Origin of the sequence: Comamonas sp. GB3 AK4-5, assembly GCF_041320665.1 — a bacterium.
Classification (GTDB): domain Bacteria; phylum Pseudomonadota; class Gammaproteobacteria; order Burkholderiales; family Burkholderiaceae_C; genus Comamonas.
In genome coordinates this window covers 2,542,166-2,559,639 of record NZ_CP166730.1, presented here as the reverse complement: position 1 = coordinate 2,559,639, position 17,474 = coordinate 2,542,166, and the positions used below count along the sequence as shown (strand labels likewise).

19 protein-coding genes are annotated in these 17,474 nt (G+C 62.3%); 11 read left to right on the top strand and 8 right to left on the bottom strand.

The window, feature by feature from the left end; genetic code table 11:
• Positions 1–6 precede the first annotated feature (6 nt).
• Entirely contained in the window at positions 7–1,323 is a 1,317-nt protein-coding gene (locus tag ACA027_RS11545; RefSeq protein WP_370678382.1) for a sensor histidine kinase, read from the bottom strand.
• The gene (locus ACA027_RS11540; protein ID WP_370678381.1) at positions 1,304–2,002 is read right to left on the bottom strand and encodes a response regulator transcription factor; all 699 of its coding nucleotides are present in this window, start codon (positions 2,000–2,002) and stop codon (positions 1,304–1,306) included. Before ACA027_RS11540 ends, ACA027_RS11545 begins: the two co-directional genes overlap by 20 nt.
• 130 nt (positions 2,003–2,132) lie before the next feature.
• On the opposite strand from ACA027_RS11540, the gene ACA027_RS11535 reads away from it, so the two are divergent.
• The 5 genes from ACA027_RS11535 to ACA027_RS11515 all read left to right on the top strand — a co-directional run bounded on the left by ACA027_RS11535 (position 2,133) and on the right by ACA027_RS11515 (position 7,342).
• Positions 2,133–2,459, top strand: coding sequence for a DUF3649 domain-containing protein (locus ACA027_RS11535; protein ID WP_370678380.1), 327 nt, complete (start codon positions 2,133–2,135; stop codon positions 2,457–2,459).
• Positions 2,456–4,147: a PepSY-associated TM helix domain-containing protein gene (locus tag ACA027_RS11530; RefSeq protein ID WP_370678379.1), complete on the top strand. Its 1,692-nt coding sequence runs from the start codon at positions 2,456–2,458 to the stop codon at positions 4,145–4,147. Before ACA027_RS11535 ends, ACA027_RS11530 begins: the two co-directional genes overlap by 4 nt.
• Positions 4,144–4,476 carry a DUF3325 domain-containing protein gene (locus tag ACA027_RS11525; protein ID WP_370678378.1) on the top strand — a complete coding sequence of 111 codons (333 nt, stop codon included), beginning with the start codon at positions 4,144–4,146 and terminating at the stop codon, positions 4,474–4,476. Before ACA027_RS11530 ends, ACA027_RS11525 begins: the two co-directional genes overlap by 4 nt.
• A 129-nt stretch (positions 4,477–4,605) precedes the next feature.
• On the top strand, positions 4,606–6,606 hold the full coding sequence (locus ACA027_RS11520) for a TonB-dependent receptor domain-containing protein (protein WP_370678377.1): 2,001 nt from the start codon (positions 4,606–4,608) through the stop codon (positions 6,604–6,606).
• A 205-nt stretch (positions 6,607–6,811) separates the two neighbouring features.
• Complete coding sequence (locus ACA027_RS11515; protein WP_370678376.1) at positions 6,812–7,342, top strand: N-acetyltransferase family protein; 531 nt, start codon at positions 6,812–6,814, stop codon at positions 7,340–7,342.
• Positions 7,343–7,399: 57 nt separating this feature from the next.
• On the opposite strand, the gene ACA027_RS11510 is transcribed toward ACA027_RS11515, so the two are convergent.
• Together ACA027_RS11510 and ACA027_RS11505 are read right to left on the bottom strand one after the other, a co-directional pair.
• On the bottom strand, positions 7,400–10,003 hold the full coding sequence (locus tag ACA027_RS11510; RefSeq protein WP_370678375.1) for an autotransporter domain-containing protein: 2,604 nt from the start codon (positions 10,001–10,003) through the stop codon (positions 7,400–7,402).
• Positions 10,004–10,685: 682 nt separating this feature from the next.
• Complete coding sequence (locus ACA027_RS11505; protein WP_370678374.1) at positions 10,686–11,141, bottom strand: Lrp/AsnC family transcriptional regulator; 456 nt, start codon at positions 11,139–11,141, stop codon at positions 10,686–10,688.
• Between the two features lie 105 nt (positions 11,142–11,246).
• Between ACA027_RS11505 and ACA027_RS11500 the strand changes: the two genes are divergently transcribed.
• Positions 11,247–11,897, top strand: a complete 651-nt coding sequence (locus ACA027_RS11500) for a LysE family translocator (protein ID WP_370678373.1) — start codon at positions 11,247–11,249, stop codon at positions 11,895–11,897.
• A gap of 14 nt (positions 11,898–11,911) precedes the next feature.
• Here the strand turns inward: ACA027_RS11500 and ACA027_RS11495 are convergent, their stop codons facing one another.
• A complete protein-coding gene (locus tag ACA027_RS11495; protein WP_370678372.1) occupies positions 11,912–12,691 on the bottom strand; it encodes a helix-turn-helix transcriptional regulator in 780 nt (259 codons plus the stop codon).
• A 145-nt stretch (positions 12,692–12,836) separates the two neighbouring features.
• On the opposite strand from ACA027_RS11495, the gene ACA027_RS11490 reads away from it, so the two are divergent.
• Positions 12,837–14,075, top strand: a complete 1,239-nt coding sequence (locus ACA027_RS11490) for an MFS transporter (protein WP_370678371.1) — start codon at positions 12,837–12,839, stop codon at positions 14,073–14,075.
• A 74-nt stretch (positions 14,076–14,149) separates the two neighbouring features.
• On the opposite strand, the gene ACA027_RS11485 is transcribed toward ACA027_RS11490, so the two are convergent.
• Complete coding sequence (locus tag ACA027_RS11485; RefSeq protein ID WP_370678370.1) at positions 14,150–14,515, bottom strand: carboxymuconolactone decarboxylase family protein; 366 nt, start codon at positions 14,513–14,515, stop codon at positions 14,150–14,152.
• A 147-nt stretch (positions 14,516–14,662) separates the two neighbouring features.
• Here ACA027_RS11485 and ACA027_RS11480 point away from each other — a divergent pair, with 147 nt between their 5' ends.
• From ACA027_RS11480 to ACA027_RS11465, 4 genes are all read left to right on the top strand, one after another.
• On the top strand, positions 14,663–14,848 hold the full coding sequence (locus ACA027_RS11480; protein WP_370678369.1) for a DUF2892 domain-containing protein: 186 nt from the start codon (positions 14,663–14,665) through the stop codon (positions 14,846–14,848).
• A gap of 151 nt (positions 14,849–14,999) precedes the next feature.
• Complete coding sequence (locus ACA027_RS11475) at positions 15,000–15,365, top strand: ArsR/SmtB family transcription factor (protein ID WP_370678368.1); 366 nt, start codon at positions 15,000–15,002, stop codon at positions 15,363–15,365.
• Positions 15,362–15,811, top strand: coding sequence for a YeeE/YedE family protein (locus ACA027_RS11470; protein ID WP_370678367.1), 450 nt, complete (start codon positions 15,362–15,364; stop codon positions 15,809–15,811). Before ACA027_RS11475 ends, ACA027_RS11470 begins: the two co-directional genes overlap by 4 nt.
• 28 nt (positions 15,812–15,839) lie before the next feature.
• Positions 15,840–16,280 (top strand): DUF6691 family protein, encoded by a 441-nt coding sequence (locus tag ACA027_RS11465; protein ID WP_370678366.1) that lies wholly within the window; start codon positions 15,840–15,842, stop codon positions 16,278–16,280.
• A 166-nt stretch (positions 16,281–16,446) separates the two neighbouring features.
• Here ACA027_RS11465 and ACA027_RS11460 read toward each other — a convergent pair whose 3' ends face one another.
• Together ACA027_RS11460 and ACA027_RS11455 are read right to left on the bottom strand one after the other, a co-directional pair.
• Positions 16,447–16,722, bottom strand: a complete 276-nt coding sequence (locus tag ACA027_RS11460; RefSeq protein WP_370678365.1) for a PsiF family protein — start codon at positions 16,720–16,722, stop codon at positions 16,447–16,449.
• A gap of 152 nt (positions 16,723–16,874) precedes the next feature.
• Positions 16,875–17,330 carry an Lrp/AsnC family transcriptional regulator gene (locus ACA027_RS11455; RefSeq protein ID WP_370678364.1) on the bottom strand — a complete coding sequence of 152 codons (456 nt, stop codon included), beginning with the start codon at positions 17,328–17,330 and terminating at the stop codon, positions 16,875–16,877.
• Positions 17,331–17,474 lie beyond the last annotated feature (144 nt).

Genomic DNA, 17,474 nt, shown 5'->3' with positions numbered 1-17,474 from the left:
GTATAGCTATGGTTTTTGCTGCAACAGGAAGCGCAGCTCAACCACACAGTGCGGGCCTGGCAAAAAACAGGCATCGCCCCCCAGATTGCGCAAGATCTTGCGGGTGATGGCCAGGCCCAGGCCGGCGCCCTTGCTGCCTGCAACGCCTTTGTTGAAGCGGATGAACATGGCCTCCTGCCGCTGCGCCGGCACGCCCGGGCCCTGGTCCCGGATGTGCAGCAGGATCTGGCCGTGGGCTTGGCACATGCCCACATGCACATCGCCCTGGCCGTGGTAGATGGCGTTTTCCAGTACGTTGGCAACCGCCGTGCGCAGCAGGCTTTCGTCGCCCTGGCAGCGCACACCCTCCAGCAAGTCCACATGCACCTGGCGGGACTGTGCATCCAGCAGGGGCAGCAAAGTGGCCACGGTTTCACGCACCAGGCGCGTCAGCGCCGTGCTGGCGGAGCAGGCCTCCCCCATGCCCAGCGCTTGCTCCTGGCGGGCCAGCAGCATCAACTGGTCCGTGACCTGGCGCAAATAGCCCATGTCGGCTGCAATGGCCTGCCAGTCTGGTGAGGCCTCGGCCCGCGCTTGTTGCAGGCGCAGGTCCAGCACCGTCAAAGGTGTTCGGAGCTCATGGGCGGCATCGGCGACCAGGCGTTTTTCATTGGCCAGCGACTGTGTGAGCTTTTCCAGCGCATGGTTGGCCGCCTGCGCCAGGGGCAGCAACTCACGCGGGAGCTTGTCGGTCGGTATGGGCTGCATGTTCTCCACGGACAGGCTTTGCACAAAGCGTGCCGCGTCCTGCACCGGCCTGAGCGTCCAGCGCATCATCAGATAGATCAACAGCAGCGCCAGCGACCCAATGGGCAACAACATCACCAGGCTTTGCAGCAGCTTGGCCTGCAGCAGATTGCCAATGGTCTGGCGCTCGAGCGCATCGCGCTTGGCCACCATCAGCGTTGCACCGTCGGCCAGTGGCGCGGCGACATTGATCACTTCGCCGCTGTGGATGGGCAGGCTGAAAAGCGGCCAGTGCCCATCGGCCGATGCCGGACGCAGGCGGCGCGGTGATTTCAGATTCTCCGAAAACCAGAGCACCCGGCCCTCGGGCGAATACAGGGTGTAGGACAGCTCGCCACCCGCATAGCTTGGGGGCAGCTTGGCCGGGTCGCTGTGCATGCTGAAGCCCTCAGCAATCTCGCGCGCCTGAATCAGCATGGTGACGCGGCGCAGCTGGTCGCGGGTGTCATACAGGGACAGCGCCAACGCTGCTGCGCCGGCGGCAAAAGCCAGCGCCAGCCCCAGCCACACACGCCGCTCAAGACTGCTGCGCTTCATGCACCGATGCCGGCAACACCATGCGATAGCCCACGCCACGCACGGTGTCGATCAGCACATTGGCACCGCCGTCGCGCAATTTGCGGCGCAGGCGCGAGATCAGGGCTTCCACGGCATTCAGGGTGACGCTTTCGCGGGATGCGTACAGATGCTCTTCCATGCGCTCCTTGACGACGGTGCGTGGCCAGACCCGCAGCATTTCTTCCAGCAGCATGGCCTCACGCCGTAGCAGCTCCACCTCCTTGCCTGCCACCGTAGTGTGCCGGGAGTCGGTTTCAAACACCACATTGCCCAAGCGCAAGCTGGGCTCGCTTCCCCCCTGGGCGCGGCGCAGCACGGCGCGCACACGCGCTTCCAGCTCGGCAACCTCAAAGGGCTTGAGCACATAGTCATCCGCCCCACGGTTGAGCCCTGCCAGCCTGCTTTCCAGGGCGTCACGGGCCGTGAGGATGATGCAGGGAATGCGCTGGCGGCACCTCTCACAGCAGGCCAGCACCTGCATGCCATCCATGTCGGGCAAACCAAGATCCAGGATCACGGCGTCGAAATCACTGCAGGCAATGGCATGCAGTGCCTGTTGGCCGGTCGCCGCCACATCCACCGCAAAGCCCATGCGCTCCAGGTGGGCCTGCAGCAAGGCCCTCAAATCTTGGTGATCTTCCACAACGAGCAATTTCATTGGTCAGGCATTGATCAGGATTGTTTGCGAAAATGGGAATCATACGCATTTCCAATGCTGAAATCTGGAGCACCCCACGCAAGCAGGCCACCGTCACTTGTGTGGCGCTATTGGCAACAACGAGGACATTGTGAGTAAAACAGTTTCGGCCACCGAGGCCGCCACCCTTGGCATCTATCGGGTGAGAGTCGCTTCAAGAGCGGCGGCCGCCATCGGCGGCGGATACATGCTGGCAGCCACCTGCGCCGCCGCCGGGGCATTGGGTTTTCAACATCTGGGCCTGGCCCGCAGTGATGCCACCATGGCGGCCACCATGCTGTCGTTCATGGTCCATGCCATTGCCGCCATGTGGTGCTTTGGCTGCGCCAGCGCCACACGCGCATGGATAGGCTGCGCCGTCCCCGCGCTGCTGCTTGCCGCGTTGACATGGCTGCTGCTGCCAGGGGGCCAGCCATGAGAGTGGATGGCAAACCAGAAGGCCTGCGCCAGTCCATGTCCTGGCTGCACACCTGGAGTGGCCTGGTACTGGGCTGGCTGCTGTATGCCGTGTTCTTCACCGGCACGCTGAGCTTTTTCCGCGATGAGATCACCGACTGGATGCGGCCAGAGTTGCACCGCTCCATCAGCGATGAAAACACCATCCAGAAAGCATTGGATGCGATGCAGAACATCGCACCCCATGCCAGCACCTGGACGCTGAATCTGCCCGGTCCCCGCCAGACTGCAGTGGAAGCTTCCTGGCGCGATGTGGGGGCACCGGCCGGACGCGCCGGAACCCAACGGGCCGAGATTGACGCCGCCACCGGCGAGCGCCTGCAGCCTCGCGAAACCCGTGGCGGCAGCTTTCTCTATCGCTTTCATTTCGAGCTCTATGCCATGCCCCGCATCTGGGGCCGCTGGATTGTGGGCATCGCCACCATGCTGATGTTCGTGGCCATCATCAGCGGGGTCATCACGCACAAGAAAATCTTCACCGATTTCTTCACCTTCCGCCCCAAGAAAGGCCAGCGCTCCTGGCTCGATGCCCACAACGCCACGGCCGTGCTGGCCCTGCCCTTTCACATTCTCATCACCTTCAGCGGCCTGCTGCTGTTGATGAATATGCTGATGCCCTGGGGCATACAGGCCGCCTACAACGGGGACAACCAGGCCTACTTTGCCGAGATGCGGGGCAATCGCCAGGCAGCGGCGGCCGCAGGCCAAGGTGAGCGCAGCCCCCGTGCGGCCCAGGCAGACCGCCCTGCAGCCTTTCTGCCAATGGCCGCGATGGCGCCCATGCTGGAGCAAGCTCGCCAGCAATGGCCCGGGCGCGATGTGGGCAGCATCACCGTGAATGCCCCCGGAACGGCAGGTGCGACGGTGGAGCTGCGCGAACGCGGAGGCGCCAGCCTGCTCAACCGGGGCATGTCCCGCAGCCTGCGCTTCGAGGCGGGTAGCGGCGCCTTGCGTGAAGGCCCTGCCAGCCCTGAAGTCTCGTGGGTGCGCGCCACCAGCAATGTGTTGACCAGTGTGCACCTGGGCCGCTTTGCCGAGCCCGCGCTGCGCTGCTTGCTGTTTCTCAGCGGCCTGGTGGGCACCATCATGGCCGCGACGGGCATGGTGCTGTGGGTGGTCAAGCGCCTGCCGGAGCGCCGCAAGATGGGCCGCACGCCGCCAGGCCATCGCCTGGTGGAGGTGCTGAATGTGGGCTCCATTGCCGGCCTGTCCGTGGCCACGGCCGCCTATTTCTGGCTCAACCGCCTGATTCCCGCCGACAGCGCTGCACGCAGTGACTGGGAAATTCGCGGCTTTTTCATTGTCTGGCTGCTGTGCCTGCTGCACCCGTTGCTTCGCCCCCATCGCAAGGCCTGGACCGAACAACTGGCATTGGCCACGGTGCTGTTTGGGCTGCTGCCATTGCTCAACCCACTCACCGGCGGTGCTTCGCTGCTGCAGAGCCTGGTGCACAGCCAGTGGAGTGTGGCGGGATTTGATTTGATGATGCTGGCCTTGGCCCTGCTGCACGCCCTCATCACCTGGTGGCTGCTCCAGCCGGCCAAGGGCAAGGCCGCTCCTGCCAAAACAGGGGCGCCTGTCCGCTCACAGCCTGTACCCGGCGATGCCGCGGCTGCAGTCGCCCGCACGTCCATGGAGCAGCCGTCATGATGGTCTGGGTCTCTTTGCTGCTGGCTTTTTCGGCCTTCACGGTGATTGCCTCCTCCATGGAGCGCCACCGTGACCCGCTGGGCACGGGCCAGCTAGGCCATAGGCCTCTGATGCTGTGGCGCATGGGCGGCTATGCCTTGCTCGCCATTTCGCTGCAGCCCTGCCTGGCGCAATGGAGCACCTCGGTGGCATTGGCCGCCTGGATCGGGCTGCTGGCTTTTTCTGCGGGCGCACTGGGCCTGATGCTCACCTACTGTGAGCGGCACCTACGCGGCCTGGCCTGGTTCACAGCCCTGCTGGGCATGGCGCTGTGGCTGGTCTTGCCATGAACGCGACCCACTAACCCACCCTCCCCACCTTCTCGGACGCAAGCCTGAAGGCTGCAGCCACGCTGCGGCCGGGATGGCTGCGCCCGTCTGCATCCCTCTTTTCATCTTCCATCTCGACGGGAGTCATCCATGAACGTTTCCCTCTCTGTGCAGCCCCAAGACTGCCCAAGCCTTCACCACATCGGCAAAGCCGTGCTCTGCCTGCTGGCCGGCAGCAGCTTCATGCTGGCCCAGGCCCAGGAGGCCGGCGACACCAAGCTGTCCGAAGTGGTGGTCACGGCCACGGGTTTTGAGCAATTGCTGGCCGATGCGCCCGCCTCCATTACCGTGGTGAGCAAGGAGGAGCTGGAAGGCAAGCGCTACCGCGACGTGACCGATGCGCTGCTGGACATTCCCGGTGTCACCATCGAAGGCGGTGCCGGCGGCAAGATCGAATCCACACAAATCTATATCCGCGGCCTGGGCGAGGACTACACCTTGTTCCTGGTGGATGGCAAACCCCTGGGCAGTTCCTCCCAGGCCTACTACAACGGTTTTGGTGGCGCACAGCAGACCAGCTGGTTGCCTCCCATGTCGGCCATCGAGCGCATCGAAGTCATCCGTGGCCCCATGTCGTCCCTGTATGGCTCCAGCGCCCTGGGCGGTGTGATCAACATCATCACCAAGAAAGTGGCCACCCAATGGACGGGCAGCGTCACCGTGGACGGCGTGGTGCAGGAAAACGCCGACTCGGGCAGCGAGCAGCAGCAGCGCTTTTACCTCAGCGGGCCTTTGGTGCAGAACCGCCTGGGCCTGACGGTATATGGCTCACGCTTCAAGCGCCATGAAGATGGCTATATCGGCGGCTATGCCGCCCGCGAAAACAAGGATCTCACCGCCAAGCTGTCCTGGAAGCTGAGCGACCACCAGACCCTGGGCCTGGAAGCCACCCATGGTACAGGCGATAACGTGCGCAGTGCCCGCACGGGCTCTGCCGGCGCGGTGCAGAACGAGCGCAATTACTACGCCCTGACCCACGAGATCGACTGGGGATCACGCATACGCACCAGCTCCTTCATCACGCAGGAGAAGGTGGAAATCAGCAACGGCAGCTACCAGTCCGAATACCAGGCCAGCTATCTGCAGACCAAGACCGTGGTGCCGCTGGCCAAGCACATGCTCTCTTTTGGCGGCGAGTACAAGAAAGAGCGCACAGACCACGACGGCAGCCGCTTTCCCGGCTCGCGCAACATCAACCTGGAGCGCTGGCAGATGGCGCTGTTTGCCGAGGATGAATACTTTCTCACCGACAAGTTCTCCGTGGTGGGCGGCCTGCGCTATGACCGCAACCAGCATTACGGCAGCGAGTGGATTCCACGCCTGTATGGCGTGTATCGCATACAGGACAGCCTGACCCTCAAAGGTGGCGTCAGCGGTGGCTACAAGGCTCCCACACTCAAGCAGGCGGACGACAACATCGTCGAGATCGCTGCACGTGGCGCGGCCTGGGACATGGGCAACAAAGACCTCAAGCCCGAAAAAAGCACCAACTACGAAATCGGCCTGAACTGGACACCGGCCCAGGACGTGAACGCCAGTGTGACGGCCTACCAGACCAACTTCCGCGACAAGATCAGCACGGAAACCATCTGCAGCAGCCCCTCCTCCACCCCGGCCTGCCACTACAACGGCGAGGTACGCTCGCGCATCAACCAGTATGTCAACGTCAGCTCCGCCACCATCAAGGGTCTGGAGGTGGCCTACAGCATGCCGATTGCCACGCCTTTTGGCCGTGCCAAGTTCAACACCTCCTACACCTTCACCCACAGCGATGTGGACAACGGACCCAATGCCGGCAAGCCGCTGAACAACCTGCCCCGGCATATGCTCAACCTGGGAGCGGACTGGAACGTCACCGGCAAAGTCAAGCTCTGGGGCAAGGCGCGCTACAAGAGCAAGAGCATCGACGGCGGCAGCGCCCAACTGCCCGCCTACACGCTGGTCGATATAGGCGCCACCTACCAGGCCACACCCCATATCCAGCTGTTTTCCGGGCTCTACAACCTGCTGGACAAAAGCGTCAACCTGGCCGACTACGGCAAGACGCTGGATGGTCAGCGCCTGTACATCGGCCTGACGGCACAGTTTTGATGCTGTTTTACTGCGCTTAGGCAAGCTGTGAGGGCTAGGAATGCTCACGAATGTAGAGCAATCCCAGCGGGGTAAATGAGGCTTTCTGATTGAAATCCATAATTCAAGCGGGCTCACCGCCATGGTGTTTGCCCCTCGGAGACGGCCAGGCACGCTATGTGCAGGCCTTGATGGCCGCCCCTTCTTCACTCACATGAGCCATGCGATGAACCCGCCATATCTTGTGCCCTGCACCCATGAGCGCCATGCCGGTGCGATTTTGGACATCTTCAACCACGCCATCCTGACCTCGACCGCCTTGTACGACTACCAGCCACGCACCCCCGAACATATGGTGGGCTGGTTTACCAGCAAGCAAGGTGGAGGCTTTCCGGTGCTGGGTCTGGAGGATGAGGCAGGCACTTTGCTGGGCTTTGCCAGCTATGGGCTGTTTCGCCCGCAGCCGGCCTACAAATACACCATGGAGCATTCGGTCTACATCCACCACAGCCAGCGCGGCCGTGGCCTGGGCCGGGTGTTGATGGAGGCATTGATCGCGCAGGCCCGGCAGCACGATGTGCACGCCCTGGTGGGCGCCATCGATGCCGCCAACCAGGGCAGCCGCATGCTGCATGAAAAACTGGGGTTCAAACTGGTGGGCCAGCTACCCCAGGTGGGTTTCAAGTTTGGAGCTTGGCTAGACCTGGCCCTCTACCAGCTGCTGCTGGAGACACCGCTGCAGCCTGTGGATGGTTGAGTACATCAAAAAGGGCCGGCGATTTGCCGGCCCCAAGGCTTGGAGTCAACGCCGGTTTTAGAACAGCCAGCTCAGCTTGGCCTGGATGGCATGGGCGCTGCTGCGCCCACCAAATTCGCCGTTGTAGCCCAGCTCCAGCTGTGCATTGCGGCTGAGCTGGGCCTGGGCCTGCAGGCCCAGCAAGGCGCTGTTGCGCGCCAGGGGCACACCGGCAATGGTGAACTCGCTGCCCACACCCGAGAACGCCATGGCGCGGGTGGTGTCCATATTGCCCAGGCCACGGCGCCAGCCCAGGGTGGCGTGCAGCTTGACGTCCTTGTCCGCCAGCAGCACCTGGCTGTGGCCGCGCACGCCCAGCGTCATATGCGTACGGGTCTGGCTGTTGGATGCTGCACTCAGCTCGGCAAAGCCGCCGCTTTCATGGAAGCCATCCACGCGCTGCTTGGCCACGGTCACAGCGGCAAAGGGCTCGATGGTGGTCTTGGCATCCCAGGGCATGGCGTAGCCCAGCTCGGCAAACAGCTGTGTGGTTTGGGCGTTGTAGTCCGTCTTCAAGCGCTGGCCCAGCAGGGGCACGCTGCGGTCGGTGTCTATGCTGTGGTGGCTATAGGACAGACCGCCCAGCACATTCACCCGATTGGCCCCGTGCGCAAAGCCCTTGCCTGCATACAAGGCGGCGCTGTAGTTGTCGATATCGGCAGACGCATAGCGGGCATGGGATTTGGCGTTGATGCGGGAGTAACCCAGCAGCCCGCCCACACGCCAGCCGCTTTGGCCCAGGTCCTGGTTCATGCCCAGGTACAGGCCGCTGGTGTTTTGCTTGAGCTTGGCGGCGTTGCCATCGCCCTTCACATTGCGCCAGCTGCCTTCGACCTCCACCCAGGCGGGCAAGTCACTGAACAAATGCCGGGAACCCACGGTGGCAATCTTGCTGCTGACGTTCTCCAGCCGGCCCAGGATATTGGCGTGGATTTCACCCGACAGGCTGTCCAGGGCATCCGGCACCTGGCCGTCTTGCAGGTTCTCGACAAAGCTGTAAATAGGCCCCGTGGTCGGGTGAGTTTCCACATCCTTGGCCACGGCGAGCTGATTGGGGGTAAGCGCCAGGTCCGAAAAATCGATCTGGTTGCGAACCCAGCCCAGTTGCACATTGTTGGCGTTGTAAATCGCCTTCAGGTCCAAAAAGGCGTAATAGTCTTCCAGTGCCGCGAATTTGCCATTCACGCCGCCGGTGGCCGTCAAAATGGTGTAGAGGGTGCCGGCTTCGAATTTTTCTTCGGCGCCTATGTGCAGCACACGCCCATCCAGATTGGCCACGCCATTGACGGCCACTACGTTGCTGATGCCCAGGTTGGGGTTGGTATGCACCGCCACGGTGGAACCTGCGCCCAGATTCAAGTCACCATTCACCGTCAGCGTACCTGTGATATTGCCCGGCACACCGGCGGCCACGGTGCCGCCGGCTTGCACCGTGGTGGCGCCGACCGTGCCCGTACCCATCAAAAAGCCACGGTTGCCCACCGTCATGAGGTTGGCAAGATCGATTCCGGGATTCACCCGCAGCACGGCGCTCTGGTTGCCGTTGCCAATCAGCACATCGCCGGTGCCCAAAGCGGTGTTGATGGTGGGCAACAAGGTGCCGCCTTGCACCCAGGTGCCTCCGGTATAGCTGCTGCTGCCATCGAGCGTCAGCGTGCCTGCGCCTTGCTTGACCAGCTTGCCGCTGCCTGCGAACTCGGTTTGCACGCCGATGTCAAAACCGTTGCTGTCGATGTTCACGCCACCCGCTTGCAGATCCACATTGCCAAAGCGGGCCATGAAGTTGGCAATGTTTCTGCGGGCCCGCAAGGTGCCGCCGTCCAGGATCAGATTGTCGGAATTGGAATAGGCCAAATCCTGCAACTGGGACAGCTCCAGCACACCGCCAGAGCGGATCTCCAGCGTGGCCTTGGAGGTGGAGGTGCGCCCCAGCACCACGTTGTTCATTACGACCATGGCCCCATCTTCAATCAGCAAATACCCTTCGCTGTCAGCAAACTCCCCGATGCTCAAACCAATGGAGCCTATCCATTGCGTTCCGGCGCCGCTGACCGTGACCTTGCCTTTCGCACCATCCGTTATGCCAATCAGCGAGTCGCCTGAAGTCACCACCTTGGCGCCGTCTTTGATGGTCAGCTCCCCATTTCCATAGCTGCCAACACTCAATCCGAGCGCGCCCTTTCCCATCTCCCACAACGTGCCAGAGCCTGTGACCAGCATGCGGCCGGTACTGCCGGCCAGGTTGCCTATCTCGGCTTTGTGGCTGCTGACCTTGGCACCGTTGGAGATGAGCATCTCCCCCGTACCGTAGTAGCCCACATTCAGGGAACCGTTGATATTCCATGCGGAGCCCGCCCCCTGCACGCGGACTGAACCGATGCCGCTGGAGGTATTGCCAACATAAGCAGAGCCGTTGGCAACCTGGCCACCGTTTTGAATGCTCATGCTGCCCTGGCCCTTATAGCCTATGCTCAGCATTTGATTGCCCAGATCCCAGGTGGAAGAACTGCCTGATGTGCTGGGATCGGTGTCTCCTGTCACCACAACGGTCTGCGCCCAGGAGAGCTGGCCACCACCCAAGGCCAGCATGGCGGCAGCCAGGGCGACGGCCCTCCAGCGCACGCGCACCGGGCTGTACTTTGCGCCGGCATGGGGCGCAGCCTGCGGTGCAATGGATTTCCCTGCCTTTTTGCCTCTGCTGCATGCATTTCCAGCAGCCATTGCGCATGAATGGGGCAAGGTATTTTCAGTCGATTGAGTCAATTGCTCAGTAAATCCCATGAGATAAATCCCTCTGCAATATTCAATTCGGCGCAGGGATTAATTCCCCATGCACCCGATTTGGGAGATAGATAAACCACAGTGTGGTGGGCGACTTGAAGCTAACACAATCGCCGACAGGCGGTAATTTAGGAATCGCCTTGTTTAACCGTCTTTCTCGCGGCATTACAGGCTTTTAATATGCGGGAAGTTGCTTCAGGAATTATTGAGAGCAGTTACTCACTTATTGCGCAGATAAATGAATATTGCCGCAGAGATAATGGCGACTGGGAAAATCGCCAGTTCAAAAAGAGGGGCGCCTCGGCGTAGCGTGGATTCGCTGGGAGCGCGGAGCCCTGCGATGCGCATCCGCGTCATGGGCCAGATGTGCCGCATGCGCAACATAGATGGCGTGTTTTCACACGAAATAGGCCGCAAAGGCATACAGCATCAGCACTGTGCACTCTTGTTTTGATAGAGGGTAGCGGCAGCGCACAGCTTGTGTGGCCGCACCGGAACCGGCCAAGCCAAGTCCTACCGAGACCTAGCCAGCAGCCAGCGTCAGCGGCCGGTTGCTCACCACATGCTTCATCACCAGGGTGGAAGTCATGCGCAGCACGCCGGGCAAGGCGGTCAGCTGCGCGTCATACAGGCGCTGAAAGGCCGGCAGGTCCCGCACCACCACATGCAGCAGATAGTCCGGATCGCCAAACAGGCGTTGCGCCTGGGTGACGTTGTCCAGCAAGGCCACGGCGCTTTCAAAGGCCTGGACCTCTTTGCTATTGCTCAGGGTGACAAACACCAGGGCGGCGAAGTCCAGGCCCAGAGCGGCCGGGTCCAGCTCGGCCCGGTAGCCGCGGATGACCCCCGCTTCTTCCAGCGCCCGAACACGGCGGTGGCAGGGTGAGAGGCTCAGGCCCACCCGTTCGGCCAGTTCGGTGACACTGAGGCGGCCGTCGTTTTCCAGTGCAGCAAGAATTTTTCTATCCAGCGCGTTCATGGGGCAATAACTTCCAATAATGAATGTTTGGCAAGCAGATTTTGAAAGCATATGCCGGATGAACTTGCATAAGCTCCCTGCTTTACAAAAAGTGTGGGTAGCTGTGTGCCATTGACTGCTGTGACGGCCTTTTGGGCGGTGTCGTTTTTGCTGGTGATCACCCCGGGGGCGGACTGGGCCTATGTGATTTCGGCCGGGCTGCGCGAGCGTCGGCTGGTGCTGCCGGCCGTGGTGGGTTTGGCCTGCGGTGCCTTGTTGGCCACCTTGGCCGTGGCCGCCGGCGTGGGGGCCCTGGTGGCGCGCCAACCCATGGTGCTGACCGTGCTGACGGTGGCCGGCGCGGCTTATTTGCTGTGGATGGGCATGGGCATGTGGCGCAGCCCTCCCCCGGCCCAGGCCGGCCCCCTGGAAACAGCGGTTGCGACAGGCGAAGTAGGTCAGGCCGCCGATATGCCCTGGCGCTGGGCCATCAAGGGCGCGGGCGTCAGCGGCCTCAACCCCAAGCTGATCTTGCTGTTGCTGGCCTTGCTGCCCCAGTTTGTGCGGCCTGCTGCGGCTTGGCCCATCGGCGCGCAGATTCTGACCCTGGGCGCCGTGCATGCCATCAGTTGCTGCTTTGTCTACTTTGGCGTGGGCATGGCCTCGCAGCGCGTGCTGGGTTCGCGGCCGTCGGCGGCTTTCATCGTCACCCGGGTCTCCGGGGCTTTGATGATCGCCATCGCCTTGCTGCTGCTGGCAGAGCGGGCCATGGCCTAAGCCATGCGCTTCGCCTATTGATAAAAGCCTGAAGGCGTGATGCCAAAGTGGCGCCGGAACATGGCGGTGAATGCGCTGGGGCTGGCGTAACCGCAGTCGATGGCGATATCAATCACCTTGTCGCCCTTGGCAATGCGGCGCAGCGCATGCAGCAAGCGGGCCTGCTCCCGCCACTGTGCGAACGTCATGCCGGTTTCCTGGGCAAACAGCCGGTGCAGAGTGCGCTCCGCCACATGGATGGAGGCCGCCCATTGCGCCACGCTGGCGGCTTCCGAAGGCTGGGCCACCAGGCCATCGCAAATAGAGCGCAGGCGCGCGTCGCTGGGCATGGGCAGATACAGGTGCAGCGGCATGGTGGCCGAGTCGCGGATTTCGTCGATGAGCAGCGCCAGCAGCCGGGCATCCCGCCCCTCGGGCGCTTCGGTGGGCGAAAGGCGCACCGCTTCCACCAGCAACTCGCGCAAAAGCGGCGAGACATTGATGGCACAGCTGGCCTGGGGCAGCGCCGGCACCTGGCCCGTCTCGATATAGGCGGTACGCATCCATACATCACCGGACATGCTCACGGTATGGCGCAGGCCTGTGGCCACCCACAGCGCCCGGTTGGGCGGGATGACCCACGATCCCGTTTCGGTGTGCACCACCATCACCCCCTCGGTCGCATACAGCAGCTGGGCCTTGGGGTGGGAATGCCAGCCCGTGGACATGCCGGCCTGCCAGCGGCTTTCCATGACCACCACCGAACGCGGGAGGTTGTCGTATTCCTTGTGCTTGAGAGCGGGCTCGGTTGGCATAGAGAAGACCGGGGTTTAAATGGCAGAAACGCTATATAGATTGGCATGTTAGCGCGAGACAGCCATTGCACCGCCCACTACGCTTGCTGCTTCCTGGTTCGCCCTCGGCTGCCCGGGCCGCCGTTTCGCTGTATCTGCTTTTTCCATGACTGCCTCTACCACCACGCTCCCGGAATCTCCCGCACCTGCCGCCGCATTGGCCGCGGCCACCAAGCACCAGGGCTTTTTATTGCCCATCGTGGGCGGTGCGGCATTCGCCCACCTGCTCAACGACATGATCCAGGCCATGCTGCCGGCGATCTTCCCCCTGCTCAAGACCAATTTCGCACTGAGCTTTGGGCAGATTGGCCTCATTGCCCTGGTCTACCAGGTCACCGCATCCCTGCTCCAGCCCTGGGTGGGGCTTTACACCGACAAGCACCCCAAGCCCTATCTGCTGCCCAGCGGCATGGTGATGACGCTGATCGGCATTGCCCTGCTGGCCGTGGCCAATAGCTACGCCATGCTTTTGGTGGCTGCTGCCGTGGTGGGCGTGGGCTCGGCCACCTTCCACCCGGAAGCCTCGCGCATTGCCCGCCTGGCCTCGGGCGGGCGCTTTGGCACCGCGCAGTCCACCTTTCAGGTGGGAGGCAATACCGGCTCGGCCATTGGCCCGCTGCTTGCGGCTGCCATCGTCATCCCCTACGGTCAGGCGGCAGTGGCCTGGTTCATCTTTGCGGCGCTGGCGGCCATTTATGTGCTCTATCGCCTGACCCTCTGGGTCAAGCAGCATGGCCAGGCCAAGGCCAAGGGCCTGGCCACCAGCCATGTGCAGGGTCTGGACCGCGCCGGCGTGGTGCGCGCCGTGGCGGTGATCTGCGTGCTGATGTTTGCCAAGTTTGTCTACATCGCCTCGTTCACCAACTACTTCACCTTCTACCTGATCGAACGTTTTGGCGTGAGCGTGCAGCACAGCCAGATGTTTTTGTTCATGTTTCTGGCGGCCGTGGCGGCCGGCACGTTTGCGGGTGGCCCGGTGGGCGACCGTGTCGGGCGCAAGGCGGTGATCTGGATTTCCTTCCTGGGCGTCGCGCCATTCGCTCTGGCCCTGCCCCATGTGGGCCTGGTGTGGACGGCGGTGCTGGCCGTTGCCATCGGCCTGGTGATGTCTTCGGCCTTTGCCGCCATGGTGGTCTATGCCCAGGAGGCTGTGCCCGGCCGCGTGGGCATGGTCTCGGGCCTGATGTTTGGGCTGATGTTTGGTATAGGCGGCATTGGCGCCGCCGCCCTGGGCGATCTGGCCGACACCCATGGCATTGTGTGGGTCTATGGCCTGGTGTCCTTTTTGCCGCTGCTGGGCCTGGCCACGGCCTTGCTGCCGGACACCCGCAAGCCAAGAGGCTGAAACGCGGACTCCAAGTCAAAAGCGCCCTGCACGCAATACCTATGCGTGCAGGGCGCTCTGCTTTAGAGAGCAGATCAAACGGCAGTGGGCGCGGCAGCTGCCGACATTTCCTCCCAGGCGTGCACGGCCTCGGCCGCATACATCAGGGCCGGGCCGCCGCCCATGTAGACGGCAATGGCCAGCATTTCGTCCAGCTCCTGGCGGGTGGTGCCCAGCTTGAGCAAGGCTTTGACGTGAAAGCCTATGCAGCCCGAGCATTTCTGCGTGACGCCAATCGCCAGGGCGATCAGCTCCTTGTGCTTGGCGCTGATGGCACCTTCGGCCATGGAGGCCTGGGCCAGCTGGGCAAAGCCCTTCATGGCTTCGCTTTGCGAGCTGCGAAAAGGCTTGAGCGAGGTGTTGATGTCACGGATCAGGGCTTGGTGGGCAAACGTGCTCATGGGAACTCCTTCAGTTGGGTGCAAAAAAACTTGATTAATTTATCTTTTTATATAATATACAAAAACATATTGTGTGCCTAGACTCTACTTCGCAAAGAAGCCTGGGCGCATGGCAACAGTGGATTCACTCAACGAAAGGAAGAGAGCATGAAAAACAACGTCGGCGGCCTGGACCGCATGCTGCGCATTCTGGTCGGCCTGGTGCTGATCGCCCTGGCCGCCACAGGCACCGTGGGCTGGTGGGGCTGGATTGGTGTGGTGCCGCTGCTCACCGGCCTGCTGCGCTTTTGCCCGCTCTACCCCTTGCTGGGCATCAGCAGCTGCAAGCGCTGAAAGCTTCTGGATTGAGAGCTATCACCGTAGGTGTGGATTGCTTCAGAGGCCTTTTTCATTGCGAATATGTCCCTCCGGCAATCGCCCTGCGGCGCTGACAGTCTACTTTTTTATATAGCATCGGGCGCCTGACCTCCCTCCCCGCCCCACCATGCCCCAGACCGCCCCCCTCGCCACTGAAACCGCTGTGCCTGCAGATGCCGCCGCCATGGATGTGCAGGCCCTGCGCGCCCATGCCACCGAGGCGGTGGCCCTGCTCAAGCTGCTGGGCAATGCCGACCGTTTGATGCTCATGTGCCAGCTGGCACAGCAAGAGCGCACGGTGGGCGAGCTGGAGCAACTCACCGGCATTGGTCAACCCACGCTGTCGCAGCAGCTGGGCGTGCTGCGCCGCGAGGGACTGGTCAGCACCCGACGCGAAGGCAAATTCATCTGGTACCAGATCACCGAAGGCCCTGCCCTGACTTTGATGCAAGCGCTGTACCAGTTGTTTTGCGCTCCGGAAACAACGACATGACGATTTTGTGGAATGCATTCACCCCTTGGTCTTCCCTGGCCGGCGGGGTGCTGGTTGGCCTGGCCGTGGCCGCCATGGTGGTGTTGCTGGGCCGGGTGACCGGCATCAGCGGCATCGTGGGCACGCTGATGCAGCGCAGCAGCTGGCAGCAACCCCAGACCTGGGGCTGGCGCCTGGCGTTCATCCTGGGTTTGCTGGCGGCCCCGCTGGCATGGCAATGGTTCGCCCCCCTGCCCGCCATGGAGATGCCCCGCAGCCCGCTGCTGATTGTGCTGGCCGGCCTGCTGGTGGGCTTTGGCACCCGCCTGGGTTCGGGCTGCACCAGCGGCCACGGCGTGTGCGGGCTGTCGCGGCTGTCGCTGCGCTCGCTGGCGGCCACGCTGATGTTCATGGCCACGGGCGCGCTGAGCGTGTATGTGCTGCGCCATGTACTCCAACTGGCTTGATAGGCCATTACAGCAAGCGATGAATGCTATGAAAAACGCAAAAACTTCTTTGGTGGCCTTGGTTGCCGGCCTGGTCTTTGGCTTGGGCCTCATCCTCTCCGGCATGGGCAACCCCGCCAAGGTGCAGAACTTTCTGGACTTTTTTGGCCAATGGGACCCCTCGCTGGCTCTGCTCATGGGCGGGGCCATTGCCGTAGGCCTGCTGGCTTTTGGCTGGGCCAAGCGCCGTGCAGCCCGCAAGCTGCCGGCCTTGTTGGGCGAGCCCATGCAACTGCCCAGCAGCAGCCGCGTCGATGGACGCTTGCTGGTTGGCGCGGCCCTGTTCGGCACCGGCTGGGGTCTGGCGGGCTTTTGCCCCGGCCCGGCGCTGATGAACCTGTCCACGCTGCAGCCCGAGGCCTGGCTGTTTGTGGCCGCCATGCTGGCGGGCATGGCACTGCAGCATCTGTGGGACAAATGCTGGGGCTGAAATACCAGCTCAGCGAAAAACAAAAGCCCGCGACTGCGGGCTTTTTACGTGCGGTAGAAAGTTGTTCGCCACGGCACGGCATATGCCAGGGGCATCGAGCAAGGGCCGCCCCGCAGCGATGATGCCGTCCCCCTGGGGGGAAGACGCCGAAGGCGGCTCAGGGGGGTTACTTTTTCTTCAAGCACTCACTCATAAACGCCTTGCGCTCTTCACCCTTTTTACCGGTGGCGTCGGTGTTGCAAGTCTTCATGCGCTCCTGCTGGCGTTTTTTACCGTCGGACAGGCAGGACTTCATGAAGTCCTTGCGTTCATCGCCTTTTTTGCCGGTGGCTTCGGTGTTGCAGGTCGCCATCAGGTTTTGCTGGGCCGTGGGGGCCTTGTCGGCAGCAGCAGCCAGGGAAGTCGCCAGAACCAGGGCCGACAAAACGATGCAGTTTTTCATGGTGTACGTGGTGCAGTCACGCCGATGGCCGGCGCAGCCGCATTTCAGCACAGGCTGCAGGTGGCAGCAATGCCTGGCACGCACTGCGTCGCTTCATTTTGGGGGAGCACGCAACGCTGTCCTGCATTGCGTGAGCGCCTGTTCACCGGCCATCAAACGCCCAGTGGCAAATCGGCCCGCTTGAGGGTGCGCAGCACAAAGCTGGACTGGCTGTGGCGTATGCCCTTGATCTTGTAGAGCTTCTCGCGCAACAGGCGCTCGTAGTCGCGCGTGTCTTTGACCACCACGCGCAGCAGATAGTCGTATTCGCCCGACACCAGATGCGCTTCCACCACCTCGGGAATGGAGGCCAGCACCTCGCCGAACTTTTCCAGGGTGTTGTCGGAGTGGCTGTCCAGGGTGACCATGACCAGCACCGTGTCGGCCAGGCCCAGGGCCTGGGGGTTGAGGCGCACGGTATAGCCCTCGATGACGCCGGCCTCTTCCATGCGTTTGATGCGGCTCCAACAGGGTGAGGCGCTCAGACCCACGGCCTGGCCTACTTCTTGCAAGCTGGCCCGGGCATTGGCCTGCAGTGCGGCCAGAATTTTTCTATCCAAAGAATCCATCAGCAAAATTTACCACTCAAAGAATTTTTGCAGAAGAAAATTCTGTAGCACGGCAATACTCTCAAATTTGAAGCAACATTTTCTGTGGCCCGCACGGCACACTAACAGCCATGGAAGCGGCGCTTACGATGGCCGCAACACCAG

What these genes read in the sequence shown, in the direction of transcription:
- ACA027_RS11545 (WP_370678382.1), bottom strand. Translation starts at nt 1,323, where the DNA reads ATGAAGCGCAGCAGTCTTGAGCGGCGTGTGTGGCTGGGGCTGGCGCTG.
- ACA027_RS11540 (WP_370678381.1), bottom strand. Translation starts at nt 2,002, where the DNA reads ATGAAATTGCTCGTTGTGGAAGATCACCAAGATTTGAGGGCCTTGCTG.
- ACA027_RS11530 (WP_370678379.1), top strand. Translation starts at nt 2,456, where the DNA reads ATGAGAGTGGATGGCAAACCAGAAGGCCTGCGCCAGTCCATGTCCTGG.
- ACA027_RS11525 (WP_370678378.1), top strand. Translation starts at nt 4,144, where the DNA reads ATGATGGTCTGGGTCTCTTTGCTGCTGGCTTTTTCGGCCTTCACGGTG.
- ACA027_RS11520 (WP_370678377.1), top strand. Translation starts at nt 4,606, where the DNA reads ATGAACGTTTCCCTCTCTGTGCAGCCCCAAGACTGCCCAAGCCTTCAC.
- ACA027_RS11515 (WP_370678376.1), top strand. Translation starts at nt 6,812, where the DNA reads ATGAACCCGCCATATCTTGTGCCCTGCACCCATGAGCGCCATGCCGGT.
- ACA027_RS11505 (WP_370678374.1), bottom strand. Translation starts at nt 11,141, where the DNA reads ATGAACGCGCTGGATAGAAAAATTCTTGCTGCACTGGAAAACGACGGC.
- ACA027_RS11495 (WP_370678372.1), bottom strand. Translation starts at nt 12,691, where the DNA reads ATGCCAACCGAGCCCGCTCTCAAGCACAAGGAATACGACAACCTCCCG.
- ACA027_RS11490 (WP_370678371.1), top strand. Translation starts at nt 12,837, where the DNA reads ATGACTGCCTCTACCACCACGCTCCCGGAATCTCCCGCACCTGCCGCC.
- ACA027_RS11485 (WP_370678370.1), bottom strand. Translation starts at nt 14,515, where the DNA reads ATGAGCACGTTTGCCCACCAAGCCCTGATCCGTGACATCAACACCTCG.
- ACA027_RS11480 (WP_370678369.1), top strand. Translation starts at nt 14,663, where the DNA reads ATGAAAAACAACGTCGGCGGCCTGGACCGCATGCTGCGCATTCTGGTC.
- ACA027_RS11475 (WP_370678368.1), top strand. Translation starts at nt 15,000, where the DNA reads ATGCCCCAGACCGCCCCCCTCGCCACTGAAACCGCTGTGCCTGCAGAT.
- ACA027_RS11470 (WP_370678367.1), top strand. Translation starts at nt 15,362, where the DNA reads ATGACGATTTTGTGGAATGCATTCACCCCTTGGTCTTCCCTGGCCGGC.
- ACA027_RS11465 (WP_370678366.1), top strand. Translation starts at nt 15,840, where the DNA reads ATGAAAAACGCAAAAACTTCTTTGGTGGCCTTGGTTGCCGGCCTGGTC.
- ACA027_RS11460 (WP_370678365.1), bottom strand. Translation starts at nt 16,722, where the DNA reads ATGAAAAACTGCATCGTTTTGTCGGCCCTGGTTCTGGCGACTTCCCTG.
- ACA027_RS11455 (WP_370678364.1), bottom strand. Translation starts at nt 17,330, where the DNA reads ATGGATTCTTTGGATAGAAAAATTCTGGCCGCACTGCAGGCCAATGCC.